Raw genomic sequence first — 16,754 nt, forward strand, 5'->3', positions numbered from 1 at the left:
GTGCGATCAGCCGCTCATCGCCTCGACGGGTTCGCCCGTCTCGACGGCCTGCGCCGGCTGGTCGGACCCGACAGAGTCGAGCAGCCCGAGCAGACGGAAGCTGGTCGCGGCCAGCAGCAGGCACACAGCCAGCAGCTCGACGCACTCCTCAAGGCTCTGCTGCAGCCGCTCGGCGGTCACGGTCAGCGAGGCGGGGTCGATGGTGTCGATGCCGATCGAGCAGGCTGCCGCCACGCCGCCGAGGAGGAGCAGGGTCCGTGCTGCGCGGTCGCTCCCGAAGGCACGCAGGATCACCGGAAGCAGGGCAAGGCCCACCAGCCCCATGAGGACCATCTGGATGTCACCGGGGGCCAACCAGGACAAGCCAGGGATGCCGATCCCCCGCGGGGCCAGGACGGAGTCTCGAACCCGCTCGTGCAGGGCGAACCGGTCGTCGATCGCGAGATAGCCGAATCCGGCAGCCAGGAACCACCACGTGGCGCGGTCAGCGCGGCCGTGACCGTGGAGCGAGGCCAGCAGGACGATCAGAAGACATGCCGCAGCGGCCAGGACGAGAAGCACCGTCTGCAGCCAGGTCATGGGTGTCAGCTCGGGCGCGACCCACTCCCAGTAGCTGGGCCACCGTGCGGCAGCAAGCAGCACCGGGGCCACCAGGGCCAGGGCCAGGAGCGAGATCAAGGTGGCACGCCGCGCCCGAGCCACCGCCGGGCTCACCGGGCAGCTCCTGCCGTGCGAATGGTCACGCTCTGCGGTGCCGCGTCCGCAGCGGCCTGGATGGCCTCCCCGAACATGCGAGCGCCTCGGTGCAGCACCTCGTCCCGCCACCATGCGCTGTGCGCCGTCTGCAGCAGCCGACCCTCTGTGATCAGCAGCTCGTCGAGCGGGTCATTGCTCGAAGCGACGATGTCGTCGACCGCATAGCCCCGGACATGGCCGTCCAGGAGCAGCTGCCGCATCACGTCACGGTTCACGAGGGCCGGTCGGCCGATGTTGCACACGAAGGCCCCACGACGGAGCGAGTAGAGAGCACGCTCGTCGAGGACCGGTGGCGCTCCGGGGATAGTCGAGGCACAGACCACAGCGTGGTCGGCCTCGCTCAGAGCCTGCTCCAGCGGGGCGACCCGGATGCCGCTGAGGCGGGCCGTGCGCTGTGCGGCCGGGTCCGGATCGACACCGATCACCGAGACGCCCAGAGCCTGCAGCAGGCGCGCCACCTCGCTGCCGATCCGGCCCACGCCGACCACCGCGACCGTCGATGAGTGCAGCTCGGTGCCGCGGAGCGAGACGTCGTCCGGTGCGAGTCCTCGTGCCTTGTCGTTCGCCAGGTGCAGCCGGGTCGTCTGAGACAGCAGCAGCGCCAGCGCATGCTCGGCAACCGCTCTGGTCGCGTACTCCGGGAGGGTGGTCAGGGAGACCCCGTGCGAGCGCAGGAGCGGGAGGTCCACGTGCTCGTAGCCGGTCGCGTAGAGCACCACCTCGCGCAGCCGAGGAAGGCGCGCGAGCGTCATCGGTGTCAGTGGTGGCAGCGTGACGTTGGTGGTCGCGAGGACGTCGGCATCGGCCAGGATCCGGATCGTCTCGTGCGGGGTCGGGGCATCTCGCCGTTGGAGGACCGTGAGGTCGTGCTCACGCTCCAGGTCGTGCAGCAGGTCCGTCGGCAGGCTCTCCCGGCCTGCTCTGCTGAGCATGACGATACGAGTCATGAAGGCTCCCGGCGTCGGTGGCGGTGTGGCGCACAGGGTGTCGAGTGCTGGTGATCGATCACGAGCACCGCGCGGGATGACATCACACCGATATGATTTTGTAACAACAGAAACAATCGCTACTTCTGTCTCAGGGGGAGCAGGCCCGTCTCGCGGTCATGTCGGTCAGGCACCTCCGCGCCCTGGAGGCTGGCAGCTGCTTCGGGAGGCCCGCGATGGCGCGCCCTGTGATGGGTCCGTGATGCTCAGGGGGATACCGAGGCCGGTGCCGACCCCGTACCCGCGACGCGTCGACAGACACGACCGAGGGAGACGGATGAGCTACGGATACCCGCCGCCGGACGGCCAAGGACAGTACCCCTATGGCGGCGATGGGCGGGGGTCGTACTCGTACGGCCAGGGTCAGCAGCCTGGCTACGGGTACCAGCCGACGCACCACGGGCCCCCGGAGCGCCGGGGGATGTCGGGGTGGGCGATCGCGGCGATCACGGCGGCCGTGTCGATGGTCCTCGTGTGCCTCGTCTGCGGTGTCCTGGTGATCGCGGTGCCGGACGACGACGAGACGGACAGCGCTCGCCCGTCAGATCTGCAGAGCACCTCCGACTCCGCGACATCGGCATCGTCGACCGTGGACACCTCGACGACCGATACCCCCACCAGCAGCTCGTCCAGCACCTCAAGCTCGGAGAGCAGCTCCAGTGCTGCTGACGACAGCGGCTCCACGCCCGGTGTGGGTGACACCGTGACGCAGGGCGACTTCGAGATCGTCGTCGACGGGGTGCGCGAGGTTGGGACGACGATCGGCGAGGACTTCCTCGCTGAGACTGAACAGGGACGGTACGTCGCGGTCGATGTCACGGTGACGAACATCGGGGACGAGTCCAGCACCTTCTTCGACGGTGACACGGTCCTCGCCGATGCCGAGGGCCGCCAGTTCAGCACCGACTCCGGGGCCAGCTTCAGTGTCGAGGAGGAGGTCCTCTGGCTGGAGACCATCAACCCGGGCCACACCGTCGAGGGGCGCTGTACTTCGACGTCTCGGCCGACGCCCAGCTGGAGACGATGCAGATCGACGGGTCCTTCTTCGACGACCCGGTGACGGTGTCGTTGACCTAGGAGCCGCGCGCCTCGTACCGCTCCAGCGAGACGGTCCGCTCCTCGGCATGGTCGACGATGCGCTGCGGGTAGCCGTGGTCGTAGCCGTCGTCGCGGGTCCACGGCTCGTGTGCGGCCTTGCCCGGCAGGTGCGCCAGCTCGGGCACCCAGCGGCGCACGTACTCGCCGTCGGGGTCGAAGCGCTCGCCCTGGGTCACCGGGTTGAAGATCCGGAAGTACGGCGCGGCGTCGGTGCCGGTCCCCGCGACCCACTGCCAGCCGTGGTTGTTCGAGGCGATGTCGCCGTCGATGAGGTGCTCCATGAAGTGCCGCGCCCCCACCGGCCACCACACGTGCAGGTCCTTGGTGAGGAAGCTCGCGGTGATCATCCGCAGCCGGTTGTGCATCCACCCCTCGGCCAGCAGCTGACGCATCCCGGCGTCGACCACCGGGTAGCCGGTGCGCCCCTCGCGCCAGGCGGCGATGGCGTCCTCCGGCGCGTCGTAGTCGATGCCCAGGGGGTTGAGGTCGCGCCAGGCCGAGCCCGGGTTGGCCAGCAGCACGTCGGCGTAGAAGTCCCGCCACGCCAGCTCGGTGCGATAGCTCTCGGCGCCGTCGTCGCTGCGCCCCTCGAGGTCGCCGAGCAGCTGGCGCGGGTGCACCACCCCCAGGTGCAGGTCGGCGGACATCCGCGAGGTGCCCTCCGTCGCCGGCAGGTCCCGGTCGGTGTCGTAGCGGTCCAGCGCGCGCTCGACGAAGCGCTCCCAGCGCCGCCGGGCGGCGTCCTCGCCGGCGGTCGGCAGGTCGATCGGGACGTCCCGAAGGGCCGCGTCGAGCATCCCCGCGACCCGGCCGTCGCTGGTGTCGTCGAGATAGGTCACCGACCGAGGCGCGCTCACCGGCGCCGGCCAGCCGTGCTCGCGCCAGGCGCGGGAGTAGGGGGTGAAGACCTTGAAGGGGGTGCCCCCCTTCGTCGTCAGCGTCCCGGGCTCCACCGCGTAGGGGGTCCCGGTGGCGACCCCCTCGACCCCGGCCCCGGTGAGCGCGTCGACCACGGCCCGGTCCCGTCGCAGGGCGAAGGGGGAGGCGTCCCGGGCGACGTGCACCGACCCGGCCCCGACCTCCTCGGCCACCCGCGGCACGACCTGCGCCGGGTCACCGAGCCGGATGCTCAGCCGCCCGTCGAGCGACTCGTCCAGACGCTGCAGGGTGGCCGCCAGCCACGCCCGTCGGGCGGCGCCGGCCCGGTCCCACAGCCGCTGGTCGAGGACGAAGAGGGGCAGCACGTCACCAGCCTCCGCGGCCGCGCGCAGCGCCGGGTTGTCGCGCAGCCGCAGGTCACGGCGGAACCACATGATCGCGGTGCTCATGACGCCAACCTACGCACCGCCGCGGCCCCGGTGGCGACCCGGCATCAGCGCCCTTCGCCCTGGGCGCTGGTCGCGGCCTCGGTGGAGTCCGCGCCCTCGGCGCCGGCCCGCAGGTCGCTCTCCTCCTGGTGCAGGCTCACCTGCGGCACCGGGGCGCCGTCGGGGGTGACCACGCCGTCGGCGGAGGTCTCCACGACCTCTTCCCCGGGCCGGGGCGCGCGGCCCGGGGCGTCCGACTCGTCCGGCTCCGGCGCGAAGTCGTCCGGTGCCGGGGCGGAGCGGTCCACCCCCGGGAATCGGCGCAGGTCCACGGTCACCGGGTAGTCGGTCACGCCCGGCGACATGCCGTCGCTCAGCGGCGGGATCGTCGTGAGGTCCACCGGCCCCGGGGTGTGACCACCGACGACGAACCGGGCCTGGCGGCGGGCCTCGGCGCTCGCGGCGTTCACCGGGAAGCTGTCGTAGGAGATCCCGCCGGGGTGGGTCACGTGGTAGGTGAAGCCGCCGAGGGAGCGTCCGCTCCACCGGTCGACGAGATCCACGACCAGCGGCGCGTGCACCCCGATCGTCGGGTGCAGCGCCGACGGCGGCGCCCAGGCGCGGTAGCGGACGCCGCCGACGAAGGCGCCGCCGGACCCGGAGGCGCCGACCGGGCCGCCCCAGCCGTGCTCGGCCACCGGCGCCATCGGCACCGGCACCCCGTTGACCGTGACCAGGTGCCGCCCCTCGACGAGTCCGGTCGCCCGGATCTGCACCTTCTCCACCGAGGAGTCGACATAGCGGGCGGTGCCGGACTGGGTGACCTCCTCGCCGAGCACGTGCCACGGCTCCACCGCGGTCCGCAGCTCGAGCCCCACACCGTCGACGTCGACGTCGCCGAGCCGGGGGAAGCGGAACTCGAGGAAGGCGTCGAACAACGCCGGGTCGATGACCGGCGCCCCGACCGAGCGCAGGTAGCGGTTGGTGTCGTCGATGACGTCCCGCAGGTCGGTGGCGACGAAGGCGGGCAGCAGGAAGCGGTCGTGCAGCCGGGTGCCCCAGTGCACCAGCGGACCGGTGTACGGCTCGGCCCAGAAGCGGGCGACCAGGGCGCGCACGAGCAGCGCCTGCAGCAGGGCCATCCGCGGGTGCGGCGGCATCTCGAAGCCGCGCATCTCCAGCAGCCCCAGCCGCCCCCGCTCGGTGCCGGGCGCGAAGAGCTTGTCGATGCAGAACTCGGCGCGGTGGGTGTTGCCCGTGATGTCGGTCAGCAGGTGCCGCAGCAGCCGGTCCACCAGCCAGGGGCGGGTGCCCTCCTTGGCGTAGAGCTCCTCGGTCAGCGGCTCGGTGATGTCGCTCGCCTCGTGCTGCATGGCGACGACGTGGTCCATCTGGGCGAAGGCGATCTCCAGCTCGTAGAGCGACTCGGCCCGCCCTTCATCCACCCGTGGCGCCTGGCTGGTGGGGCCGATGAAGCGCCCGCTGAAGAGGTAGCTGAGCGCCGGGTGGTGCTGCCAGTAGGTGACCAGCGAGCGCAGCAGGTCGGGGCGGCGCAGCAGCGGCGAGTCGGCCGGGGTCGGGCCGCCGAGGGTGAGGTGGTTGCCGCCGCCGGTGCCCGTGTGGCTGCCGTCGAGGTCGAACTTCTCGGTGGAGAGGCTGATCTGGCGGGCGTGCTCGTAGAGGGTCTCGGTCTGCTCGACGAGCTCGCCCCAGCTCCGGGTGGGGGCGACGTTGACCTCGATGACGCCGGGGTCGGGGGTGACCGACATGCTGCGCACCCGCGGGTCGCCGGGCAGCGGGTAGCCCTCGAGCACCACCGGCAGCCCCACCTGGGCGGCGCTGGCCTCGACCGCGGCGAGCAGCTCCAGGGCCGGCTCGAGCTCCTCGACCGGCGGCAGGAAGACGAAGAGGTGCCCGTCGCGCTCCTGCACTGCCAGCGCGGTGCGCGGCGCCTCCTCGATGTCCAGCACGGTGGCCGCGCAGTCGGCCACCTCGGGCAGCGCGGCGGGGTCGGTGGCCGGCAGCGCGCCGCGGGCGGCGAAGGGGGAGGGCTCGGGCACGAGCGGCCCCTCGGTCCAGGCGATCGAGGCCAGCGGCAGCCGCAGCCCGGCGGGCGAGTCGCCGGGCACGAGCATGAGCGCGCCACGGCGGGTGCGCCAGCGCGTCGTGCCCCAGCCCTCGCCGTCGAGCGCCGGGAAGATCGGCAGCACCCAGGCGACCGGGGTGCCCAGGGCGGGCCGGTCGACGTCGGCCACCCGCTGCTCGCGGTCGCCCTCGGCGGCCAGGGTCGGGTCGTCCGGGGCGAGGTCGCCCTCGGTGGGGGCCTCGCCGGCCGGCTGCCGGGCCTCGTCGAGCAGCCGGGCCAGCGGGTCCTCGTGCGCGGAGACGAGCAGCTCGGGGTCGATGCCGGTGCGTCGGGCGATGCCGACGGCCAGGTCTCGGGCGGCTGCCGCGGCCGCGGGGCTGCCGGGCTCGACGGCCGGCTCGCCCCAGGGCTGGTCCAGCAGCGCCGGGTCGTGCCACAGCGGCTGGTCGTCGGTGCGCCGGCTCAGCTGGATCTGCCAGCGGGGCAGCGGCTCGCCGGGGTACCACTTGCCCTGGCCGTGGTGGCGCAGCATCCCGGGCACGGTGAGCCGGTCGGCCAGCGCGGTGGCCAGTGCCCGCTTCTCGTCGCCGTCGGGGGCGGTGTGCCACTGCGGGTCCTGGGTGCCGCCGGCGGCGACGAAGGTGGGCTCGCCCCCCATCGTCAGCCGCACGTCCCCCTTCGCGAGGAGTCCGTCGACGGCCTCGCCGACCGCGGTGATCCCGCGCCACTGGTCGTCGCTGAAGGGCTTGGTGACGCGTGGGTCCTCGGCGATCCGGGTGACCGTGTTGGAGAAGGAGAAGTCGACCGCCGTCGGGGCGGTGGCGCCGCTGATCGGCGCCGCCGAGCTGGGGTGCGGGGTCGCCGAGAGGGGGATGTGCCCCTCGCCGGCGAGCAGCCCGGAGGTGGCGTCGAGGCCGACCCAGCCGGCGCCGGGGATGAAGACCTCGGCCCAGGCGTGCAGGTCGGTGAAGTCCTCGGCCGGGCCGTCGAGGCTGGGGTCGCCGACGGCGCTGAGGTCGGCGGTGAGCTGGACGAGGTAGCCGGAGACGAAGCGGGCGGCCAGGCCCAGGTGGCGCAGCAGCGCCACGAGCAGCCAGGCGGAGTCGCGGCAGGAGCCGATGCCGCGGCCCAGGGTCTCGCCGGGGGTCTGCACGCCCGGCTCCATCCGCACCGAGTAGCCCACCGACTCGCGGACGGCGTGGTTGAGCGCGACGACGAAGTCGACGATCGGCGTGCCCTGCCCGGGCGCGGCATCGACCGGTGCGGTGGTCAGGCTGGGCAGGCGCTGCTCCAGCCACTCCAGGACGGCCGGGGCCAGCCGTGTCGCGTCGTCGTCCTCGCCGACCGGATACAGGTAGGGCTCGAGGTCGCGCCGGGTCTGCTCGGGGTAGCTGAAGGGGAAGGTGCTCGCGGAGTCCTCGACGAAGAAGTCGAAGGGGTTGATCGAGGTCATGTCGGCGACGAGGTCGACCGTGATGTCGAGCTCGCTCACCGGCTCCGGGAAGACCAGCCGCGCCAGCCAGTTGCCGAAGGGGTCCTGCTGCCAGTTGATGAAGTGCTCCGGCGGCGAGACGGTCAGCGAGTACGCCGGGATCGGGGTGCGCGAGTGCGGCGCCGGGCGCAGCCGCACCGTGTGCGGGTAGACGCGGACCGGCTCGGAGAAGCGGTAGGTCGTGCGGTGCTCGAGGGCTACGCGGATCGTCACCCGCGCCAGCCTAGGGGGATGCCAGGTCCTGGCCGGGCATGAGGCCGACCCCCGACCGCGAGGACTGCGCCGCGAGAGCCGGCGACGTCTGTGGCCGGACCAGCGGCTCGGGCGCACCAGGGGTGGATCGGCCTGACGCGGGCGCGCGGCTGGGTCTACCGTCGACCCTGACCCCCATGTCAGGAGACCCGCGATGCAGCCCGAGGAGAGAGCCGAGACCGGCCGCCTGGTCGGCTTCGGTCTGCGCGGGGCGACCGGCGTCGTCCGGGACGTGCACGGGGCGATCGCGGACACCGCCTTCGGCACCGTCCGGCGCTACCTGGGTCCGCTGGGCCGACCGGTGGTCACCCCCGTCGAGATCGCCCACGACACCATCGCCGGCGGCGTCTACGCCATCACCGGGACCACCCTCGAGCTGGCCGGCACCGCCACCGGCCTGGTCGCCGGCCGCGCTCCTCAGGCGCCCACGGACGACCCGCGCGGACCTGGCACCCTGGCCGACTCGCCGCGGGCCCGCACCCTCATGGCGCTGCTGCACGGCTTCCACGGGGACAAGCTCGCCGCCCAGGGCTCGGCGGTCTCCTACCCGATGACCCTGCGCCGCTCCGGCCGCGACATCCCGGTCACCGCCGAGGGGCTGGCCACCGCCTACCCGGAGGCGACGGGGACGGTGGTCGTCTTCGTGCACGGCTTCATCGGCACCGAGCAGATGTGGAAGCGCCGCCCCGACGGCGACGACCCGGACGCGACCCCGCACAGCTACGGTCGGCGGCTCGAGGACGAGCTGGACGTCTCCTCGGTCTGGGTCCGCTACAACACCGGGCTGCGGGTCTCCACCAACGGCGCCCAGCTGCGGGCCCTGCTGCGCGGGCTGCACGCGGCCTGGCCGGTGCCGATCACCCGGATCGTCCTCGTCGGGCACTCCATGGGCGGCCTGGTCGCCCACTCCGCGCTCGCCCAGGCGGAGGCCGACGAGCCGTGGGTTCAGGCCACCACCGACACGATCACCCTCGGCACCCCGCACCACGGCACCCCGCTCGAGCGCTCGGCGAACGCCGTGGCCGGCGGGCTCGCCACCTCCGAGCGCACCCGGTGGGCCGCCGACATCATCCGCTACCGCAGCGACGGCATCCGGGACATGCGCCACGGCAACCTCGTCGACGCCGACTGGTCCGGCCACGACCCCGAGGAGCCGGGCGACCGGCGCACCGGCGCCCGGCCGCACCCGCACGTCGCCCACCTCGCGGTGGTCGCCACCGTGGCCCGGGACCCGGACTCGCGGCGGGCCCGCTGGTTCGGTGACCTCGTCGTCGGCGCGGACTCGGCGCGCGGGCTGGGGCGGTCCGAGCCGGTCCACCTCGGCGGGCTGACCCACCTCGACCTGCTCAACCACGAGCGGGTCTACCCGTTGATCCGTGACCGGGTCGCCCACGGACCTGGCTGAGCGCTCCCCAGGGGGCCGCCGTGGCCGTACCCTGTGCCTGGTCCACGCTGCGCAGGGGCGCGACGACAGACGCGATGACAGACGAAGGGGAGGGCCGGTGGCCGCAGAGATCACCCGCCGGGTCGCGCTGAGCGCGCTCGGCCTCGGCTCGGGCGCCGCGCTCGTCGGCTGCAGCGACGAGGCCGCGGAGCCGACGCAGGGCTCGAGCACCACCTTCCGCACCGGCGAGGACACCGGCTCGGGCGAGGGCTCCGGCGACGGGTCGAGCAGCGCGAGCGGCTCGGGCAGCGACGGCTCATCCAGCCCGCAGAGCGACGGCTCGCCCTCCTCGGGCACCGCCGTCACGGTGGATTCCCTGCCCAGCCCCGAGGAGATGCGTGACCCGTGGGCGGCCTACGCCGCGGCCTGGGTCGCCACCCAGTCGACCACCGGTGTCCCCTCCGGGGTCTACCAGGACGCCGACTGGTACTACGCCAGCCAGCTGGGCGAGTTCGCCTTCCTCGTCCGCTACAAGGACGGTCGGGCGGTGCTCATCGGCAGCAGCGACCCCAGCCTCAACGACCGCTCCGCCGACGACGAGCAGCAGGCGCGGGCCGTGCTGACCGCCGGGCGCCCGGCCTGGTGGGCGGGAGCCTTCGAGCACGTGCCGGTGAACACCAAGGCCGGCTTCCTGTGCGCCTGGGACGGCTCCAGCTGGAAGCAGAACCAGCGCAGCACCGCTCGTGGCGGCGTGGAGTCGATGGAGCTCGTCGTCACCTCGCCGCGGGAGACCGGTGAGGCGCTGGTCATGCTCGGCACCGGCGGCGAGGAGGAGTACACCGGCAGCCGGCGCTCGGCCGCCGACGCCGTCGTCGACGCCGGCCCGTCGGTCACCGCCGCCGAGCTGACCGACCTGGGCCCCCAGGTCCGTCACGCCGACGACGGGGTCCGCGCGGCGAAGGCCTTCACGGACAGCGGCACCCACTGACCCGGCCCGCCGGTAGCCTTCCCGACATGCCCGGCGCCGCCTTCTTCGACCTCGATCGCACCCTGCTGCGCCGCGCCTCCGGCCCGGCCCTGTCCGCGGCCATGCGCGAGACCGGCACGGTCACCCGGCGGTTGCCCTTCGAGAGCCTGATCTTCGGCTGGTTCGACCACTTCGGCGAGTCGCTGGGGTCCATCGCGCTGGCCCGCCAGGCCGCCATCGTCGCCAAGGGCAAGCCCTTCGACGCCTTCGACGAGGCCGCCGAGCTGGCCGGTGAGGTGCTCGCCGACCTGGTCGAGCCCTTCGGCCGGCTGCTCATCGAGGAGCACCAGCAGGCCGGGCGCCCGGCGGTGCTGGCGACGACCACGCCGGAGCACCTGGTGCGTCCGCTGGCCGAGCGGCTGGGGCTGGACGACGTCATCGCCACCCGCTACGAGATCGATGCCTCGGGGCGGTTCAGCGGGGCCCTGGACGGGCACTTCGTGTGGTCGGCCGGCAAGCTCGCCGCGATCAAGGAGTGGGCCCGCGAGCGGGACGTCGACCTCAAGGAGTCCTTCGCCTACTCCGACTCGGTCTACGACGCGCCGATGCTGCGGGCGGTGGGCCAGCCGGGTGCGGTCAACCCCGACCCGCGGCTCTTCGCGCTGGCCACGCTCTCCCGCTGGCCGATCATCAGCTTCGACACCTCGCCGGGCGTGGTCAAGGTGCCGCTGCTCGGGCTGGAGATGCAGCAGGTGGCGATGATGCTCACCCGCCCGGAGACCTATCCCTACGTGCGGCTGCGGGTCGAGGGGCTGGAGAACGTGCCGGACCACGGCGGCGCGATCATCGTCGGCAACCACCGCAGCTACTTCGACGTGCCGACGATGGTCATGGCGATGCGGCGCACCGGGCGGACCGCGCGCTTCCTGGCGAAGAAGGAGCTCTTCGACGCGCCGCTGGTCGGGTCGATGATGCGCTCGGTCGGCGGGATCAGCGTCGACCGGCGGCACGACGACCCGGACGCGCCGGACCCGCTGGCCCAGGCCGCGCTCGCGCTGCGCGGCGGCGAGCTCGTCGGGATGATGCCGCAGGGGACGATCCCGCGCGGGATCCGCTTCTTCGACCACGAGCTGCGCGGGCGACGTGGCGCGGCCCGGCTGGCGACGATGACGAAGGTGCCGGTGATCCCCTTCGCGCTCACCGGGACCGAGGTCGTCTGGCCGCGGGCGGCGAAGGGGCCGAACGTCACCACCGTGCTGCGGCCGCCGACGGTGACCGTGACCTTCGGCGAGCCGGTGGAGCTGAAGTACCGGTCCGAGCGCAAGGACACCGAGCGGATCATGACCGCCATCGCCGACCTGCTGCCCGAGGAGGTGCGTCGGCCGGCGCGGCCCACCCTCGCCGAGCTCGCCCAGACCTACCCGAGCGGGGTCGTGCCGCCGGAGGACCGCTGGTTCGCCGTCGACACCGACGAGTCGGCCCCCGCCCCCGCGCCCTCCCGCTCCTGACACCCGCACTGGCCCGGAGCACGCTCCCGCCAGGCTCCGCAACTGCCCGGGTAGTTGCCCAGGAGGGGCCGCAACTGCCCGGGCAAATGGCAAGAAGGGCGGCAACTGCCCGGGCAGTTGCGCAGGAGGGGCCGCAACTGCCCGGGCTTTTGCGCAGGAGGGGTCGCAACTGCCCGGGCAGCTGCGAAGGGGGAGCGGGTCAGGAACGGTGGGCGACCCGGACGATCAGCGCCGACGGGTCGACGGTCAGCTCCAGCCGGGTGGCCTCGCCGATGACGTCGCCGTCGACCTGGACCAGCTGCTGCTTGTCCGCGGTGACGGTGACCTGGGTCCCGGAGGCTCGGGTGAGCCGGGTGGTGTCCTGCCGGGAACGGCTGATCACCCGACCGGCCAGCCCGGCCCAGCCGACGAGCGTCTTGGGGCTGATCACCACCGCGTCGATGGTGCCGTCGTCGAGCTGGGCATCCGGCATGAGGGTGATTCCGCCGGTGAGCGTGCCGCAGTTGCCGACGACGATGGTGCGGGCCTGCCGGTCCGGCTGCTCCTGGCCGTCGACGCTCCAGCGCACCCCGAAGCGGCGGATGAAGATGCTGCGCAGACCGGTGACGACGTAGGCCAGCCAGCCGATCTTCTCCTTCAGCGGCTCGCTGGTGCCGTCCATGATCGCGGCGTCGAATCCCATCCCGGCCATGACGAGGAAGGGGTGGCGGCGCACCGGCTCCCCTTCGACCGGGTCCTCGGCCTGGCCCACGTCCGAGGTGGCGTCCTCCTCGGCCGGGTCCAGCTCGACCCAGGCCACGTCGATCGCCCGGTTGCGCCCGGTGAAGGCCACCCGCAGCGCCTCGTGCAGGTCGTCGACGGGGACGTCGAGGTTGCGGGCGAGCAGGTTGCCGGTGCCCCGCGGGAGCAGCCCCATCGGGGTCCGGGTGTGCGCCAGCGCCACGGCGACCGCGCGGATGGTGCCGTCGCCGCCGAGCGGGCAGACCAGGTCGACCCCCTCCTCCAGCGCCTGGCGGGTCTGGCCGGTGCCCGGGTCGTCGGCGGTGGTCTGCAGCACCAGCGGCTCGGCCCAGCCCAGAGCGGTGCTCGCCGCGGCCAGCTCGGCGGTGATCGCCCCGAGGTCGTCGAACTTCGTCGGGTTGATGACGATCGCGGCCCGCTTGCGACGGGTGCGGCTGCGGTCCCGGCGGAAGGTGGAGCGGTCCGGCCGGCTGCGGGTCGCGCCGCGTCGGGCGCGGTAGGTGGTGCCGGTCAGCACCAGCCAGACGACGACCGCGACGAGGGCCAGGCTGACCAGCAGGGCGGCGGCCAGCGCGGGCCAGGACTCGGACACGTCGGGTCACGCTACCGGAGCGGCGGGGGCACCGACGGCAGGCGCGGAAAGGTCTGTGCGGCGCGCCCGGAGCCGTCGTTACGCTGACCCGGTGATCGACATCAAGCTCCTGCGGGACCAGCCCGACGTCGTCCGAGACAGCCAGCGTGCCCGCGGCGAGGACGCGTCCGTGGTCGACGAGGTGCTCGCCGCCGACGAGCAGCGGCGCAGCGCCATCGGCGAGTTCGAGTCGGCGCGGGCCGAGCAGAAGGCGGCCAGCAAGCAGCTCGGCCCGGTGATGGGCCGGCTGAAGGGGGCCCAGAAGGCCGGCGAGGACACCACCGAGCTGCAGGCCGAGGCGGACCGCCTGCGGGCCACCGGCACCGAGCTCGCCGCCCGGGTCAAGGAGCTCGAGAGCGTCCAGGACGAGGCGCAGGACCGGCTGGACCGGCTGGTGCGCAGCCTGGGCAACGTCATCGAGCCGGGCGTCCCGGCCGGCGGCGAGGACGACTTCGTCGTGCTCGAGGAGGTGGGCGCCCCCCGCGACCTGGCCGCCGAGGGCATCGAGCCGCGCGACCACCTCGAGCTGGGCGAGGGCCTCGGCGCGATCGACATGGAGCGAGGGGCGAAGGTGGCCGGCAGCCGCTTCTACTTCCTCACCGGGGTCGGGGCGCAGCTCGAGCTGGCGCTGCTCAACATGGCCGTCGCCCAGGCGACCGCGGCCGGCTTCCGGCTCATGGTGCCGCCGACGCTGGTGCGCCCGGAGATCATGGGCGGCACCGGCTACCTCGACGCGCACGAGGACGTCTACCACCTGCCCGGCGACGACCTCTACCTCACCGGCACCTCCGAGGTGGCGCTGGCCGGCTACCACTCCGACGAGATCATCGACCTGAGCGACGGGCCGCGGCGCTACGCCGGCTGGTCGACGTGCTACCGCCGCGAGGCCGGCAGCTACGGCAAGGACACCCGCGGGATCATCCGGGTGCACCAGTTCAACAAGCTCGAGATGTTCGTCTACTGCGACCCGGCGGACGCGGCCGCGGAGCACCAGCGGATGCTCGCCTGGGAGCAGGAGATGCTGGCGAAGGTGGAGCTGCCCTACCGGGTGATCGACACCGCTGCCGGTGACCTCGGCGGGTCGGCGGCGCGCAAGTACGACTGCGAGGCGTGGGTGCCGACCCAGGGCCGCTACCGCGAGCTGACCTCGACGTCGAACTGCACGACCTACCAGGCGCGCCGGCTGGGCATCCGCTTCAAGGACGGCGACGGGCGTACCGCCCCGGTGGCCACCCTCAACGGCACCCTGGCGACCACCCGCTGGCTGGTGGCGATCCTGGAGAACCACCAGCAGGCCGACGGCTCGGTGCGCGTCCCGCAGGCCCTGCAGCCCTTCCTCGGCCTGGACGTCCTCACCCCGACCTCCTGACCCTTTCGCCGCACCTCGCCCGTACCCCACCCGTCACCCCTTTATCGGGTAACCCGATAATGGCTCGCTCTCGGGGGAAGGCTTGTCCTGTGAGCGAGAGGTTCTCTGCATGCGCTGACCGCGGGCTCGCTCGGCGCCGCGCAGTCCTCGCTCAGTCGTCGGACGGCGCCGAGGACCGCGACTCCACCCAGATCATCACCGCGACGACGAGCGCGCCCAGCGCCATGAGCAGCAGCGGCCCGGGGACCGGGTCGACCGGCGCGAGCAGCGACCCCGGTCCGTGCGCCTCGCCGCTGGCGTCCTCGGTGGAGGTCTGCCACGGCCACAGCGCGCGCAGCGAGCCGAGCATCAGCCCGGTCATCACGAGCAGCGTGGTCCGGCGGTGCGTCGTCAGCAGCCAGTCGAGGATCTTCACGAAGGAGGCCAGCCCGACGATCGCGCCGAGCCCGAAGACGGCGATGTAGCCCAGGTCGCGGGAGTCCACCGCGTCGAGGGTGGCGGTGTAGAGCCCGATCGCCAGCAGGAAGAACGAGCCCGAGACGCCGGGCACCACGAGCGCACAGATCGCCACCGCCGCCGCGAGGAAGACGACGATCATCGGCGGGTCCGACTCGGAGCCGCCCCCGGCCAGCCCCGTCATGACGAAGGCGGTGACTGCCGCCGCCGCGACGATGAGCCCGTCCACCCAGGCCGGTCGGGTGGCGTGCGGCAGCATCCGCAGGGGCACGATGACGCTCACCGCGACCAGCCCGAAGAAGAGCCCGCGGGCGTGCTCGGGGTGGTCGGAGACGAAGCTGCTGAGCACCCCGGCCATGGTCAGCACCGCGGTCGCCATGCCGACGAGCACCGGGATGACGAGCCACCAGCTGGTCCGCCGCAGCTCGACCCGCGCGGACGCGAGCCGGTCCGGGCCGGTAACCAGCCGTCGCAGTGCGGCGATGGCGTGCGAGGCGGAGTCGATGAGCTCGTCGTAGACCCCGGTGACCAGCGCCACGGTGCCGCCGGAGACGCCGGGCACCAGCTCGGCCATGCCGATGAGGAAACCCCGGAGCAGGTCGAGGGGGAGGAGGCGGCGCGGGCGACGGGAGGCGAGGGCCTCGGTCGGGGCGGGCCCGTCGGTGGTCTGCTGCATGCCGCCCTTCCGCGGTCGTGATGGCCACCCACGGTCCGGGTGCGTAGCGGGGCGCCAGGCTAGCCGCCGAGCCTGGGCATCGGCTGACACCGCGCTGTGCCGAAGAACCTAAGGGCCTGTGCCCCCTTCGGAGTGTGCCCGGGCAGTTGCGAGGGGTCGGGTGATTTGCCCGGGCAGTTGCGGGGGTTCGGGTGATTTGCCCGGGCAGTTGCGAAGGGGGTAGGTGCCGACGCCTGGGTGGGCGGCGCCGCCGACGGTGAGTGAGCACATCCGGTCGGGTCCTGGCGGCCCGAGGCGACCAGATGCGCTCACTCGCCGGCGGCTAGGTTGCTGCGCGTGAGACAGGACCAGGAGCGGGGCGAGCCCCAGCCCGACCCGTCCGCTCCCGAGGTCGGTGTCGGCCCCTGGGTCGGCGACCCGCCGACCGACCCCCGCCTCGACCCCGAGCTGCTCGCGCACGGCGACCGCCGCAACGTCGAGGACCGCTACCGCTACTGGCGCCACGAGGCGATCGTCGCCGACCTGGACACCCGCAGGCACCCCTTCCACGTCGCCGTCGAGAACTGGGAGCACGACTTCAACATCGGCTCCGTGGTGCGCACCGCCAACGCCCTGGGCGCGGCTGCCTTCCACATCGTCGGGCGGCGTCGCTGGAACCGCCGCGGGGCCATGGTCACCGACCGCTACCAGCACGAGCACCATCACCCGGACGTCGCCGCGCTGCAGCGGTGGGCGGCCACGGCGGGGCCTGGCGGCACCCGGCTGCCGCTCGTCGGCATCGACAACGTCGACGGCGCGGTGCCCCTGGAGACCTCCGCGCTCCCGCGCGACTGCGTGCTCGTCCTCGGCCAGGAGGGCCCCGGCATCTCCCCGGAGATGCTCGAGGCCTGCGACGTCGTCCTCGCGATCGCCCAGTTCGGCTCGACCCGCTCGATGAACGCCGGTGCCGCCGCAGCCATCGCGATGCACGCGTGGGTGCGGCGGCACCACTTCGACCAGATCCCCTGAGCGCCAGCTCCACCCACGACCAGCGCACGTGAGCGAC

At 73.3% G+C, this 16,754-nt stretch carries 13 protein-coding genes; 6 read left to right on the forward strand and 7 right to left on the reverse strand.

Annotated elements, in window-relative coordinates; genetic code table 11:
* Positions 1 to 6 precede the first annotated feature (6 nt).
* From BJY28_RS06455 to BJY28_RS06465, 3 genes are all read right to left on the reverse strand, one after another.
* Entirely contained in the window at positions 7 to 714 is a 708-nt protein-coding gene (locus BJY28_RS06455; RefSeq protein ID WP_179462276.1) for a hypothetical protein, read from the reverse strand.
* Positions 711 to 1,703: an NAD(P)-dependent oxidoreductase gene (locus BJY28_RS06460; RefSeq protein WP_179462277.1), complete on the reverse strand. Its 993-nt coding sequence runs from the start codon at positions 1,701 to 1,703 to the stop codon at positions 711 to 713. Before BJY28_RS06460 ends, BJY28_RS06455 begins: the two co-directional genes overlap by 4 nt.
* Positions 1,704 to 2,117: 414 nt before the next feature.
* A complete protein-coding gene (locus BJY28_RS06465; protein ID WP_179462278.1) occupies positions 2,118 to 2,426 on the reverse strand; it encodes a hypothetical protein in 309 nt (102 codons plus the stop codon).
* 7 nt (positions 2,427 to 2,433) lie between these two features.
* On the opposite strand from BJY28_RS06465, the gene BJY28_RS06470 reads away from it, so the two are divergent.
* The gene (locus BJY28_RS06470; protein ID WP_343036994.1) at positions 2,434 to 2,802 is read left to right on the forward strand and encodes a DUF4352 domain-containing protein; all 369 of its coding nucleotides are present in this window, start codon (positions 2,434 to 2,436) and stop codon (positions 2,800 to 2,802) included.
* Between the two features lie 13 nt (positions 2,803 to 2,815).
* On the opposite strand, the gene BJY28_RS06475 is transcribed toward BJY28_RS06470, so the two are convergent.
* The gene (locus BJY28_RS06475; protein ID WP_179462280.1) at positions 2,816 to 4,168 is read right to left on the reverse strand and encodes a cryptochrome/photolyase family protein; all 1,353 of its coding nucleotides are present in this window, start codon (positions 4,166 to 4,168) and stop codon (positions 2,816 to 2,818) included.
* A gap of 44 nt (positions 4,169 to 4,212) precedes the next feature.
* Positions 4,213 to 7,938 carry a transglutaminase family protein gene (locus BJY28_RS06480; RefSeq protein WP_179462281.1) on the reverse strand — a complete coding sequence of 1,242 codons (3,726 nt, stop codon included), beginning with the start codon at positions 7,936 to 7,938 and terminating at the stop codon, positions 4,213 to 4,215.
* A 193-nt stretch (positions 7,939 to 8,131) separates the two neighbouring features.
* Between BJY28_RS06480 and BJY28_RS06485 the strand changes: the two genes are divergently transcribed.
* The 3 genes from BJY28_RS06485 (at position 8,132) to BJY28_RS06495 (ending at position 11,836) form a co-directional block, all read left to right on the forward strand.
* Entirely contained in the window at positions 8,132 to 9,382 is a 1,251-nt protein-coding gene (locus BJY28_RS06485) for an esterase/lipase family protein (protein WP_179462282.1), read from the forward strand.
* Positions 9,383 to 9,479: 97 nt separating this feature from the next.
* The gene (locus tag BJY28_RS06490; protein ID WP_179462283.1) at positions 9,480 to 10,349 is read left to right on the forward strand and encodes a hypothetical protein; all 870 of its coding nucleotides are present in this window, start codon (positions 9,480 to 9,482) and stop codon (positions 10,347 to 10,349) included.
* Positions 10,350 to 10,375: 26 nt separating this feature from the next.
* A complete protein-coding gene (locus BJY28_RS06495) occupies positions 10,376 to 11,836 on the forward strand; it encodes an HAD-IB family hydrolase (RefSeq protein ID WP_179462284.1) in 1,461 nt (486 codons plus the stop codon).
* 199 nt (positions 11,837 to 12,035) lie between these two features.
* Here BJY28_RS06495 and BJY28_RS06500 read toward each other — a convergent pair whose 3' ends face one another.
* Positions 12,036 to 13,169, reverse strand: a complete 1,134-nt coding sequence (locus BJY28_RS06500; RefSeq protein WP_179462285.1) for a diacylglycerol kinase family protein — start codon at positions 13,167 to 13,169, stop codon at positions 12,036 to 12,038.
* A gap of 91 nt (positions 13,170 to 13,260) precedes the next feature.
* On the opposite strand from BJY28_RS06500, the gene serS reads away from it, so the two are divergent.
* A complete protein-coding gene (gene serS / locus BJY28_RS06505) occupies positions 13,261 to 14,577 on the forward strand; it encodes a serine--tRNA ligase (RefSeq protein ID WP_179462286.1) in 1,317 nt (438 codons plus the stop codon).
* Between the two features lie 151 nt (positions 14,578 to 14,728).
* Here serS and BJY28_RS06510 read toward each other — a convergent pair whose 3' ends face one another.
* Positions 14,729 to 15,709, reverse strand: coding sequence for a DUF368 domain-containing protein (locus BJY28_RS06510; RefSeq protein WP_179462287.1), 981 nt, complete (start codon positions 15,707 to 15,709; stop codon positions 14,729 to 14,731).
* A gap of 336 nt (positions 15,710 to 16,045) precedes the next feature.
* On the opposite strand from BJY28_RS06510, the gene BJY28_RS06515 reads away from it, so the two are divergent.
* The gene (locus tag BJY28_RS06515) at positions 16,046 to 16,717 is read left to right on the forward strand and encodes a TrmH family RNA methyltransferase (RefSeq protein WP_179462288.1); all 672 of its coding nucleotides are present in this window, start codon (positions 16,046 to 16,048) and stop codon (positions 16,715 to 16,717) included.
* Positions 16,718 to 16,754 lie beyond the last annotated feature (37 nt).

The organism is Janibacter alkaliphilus, assembly GCF_013408565.1.
Lineage (GTDB): Bacteria > Actinomycetota > Actinomycetes > Actinomycetales > Dermatophilaceae > Janibacter > Janibacter alkaliphilus.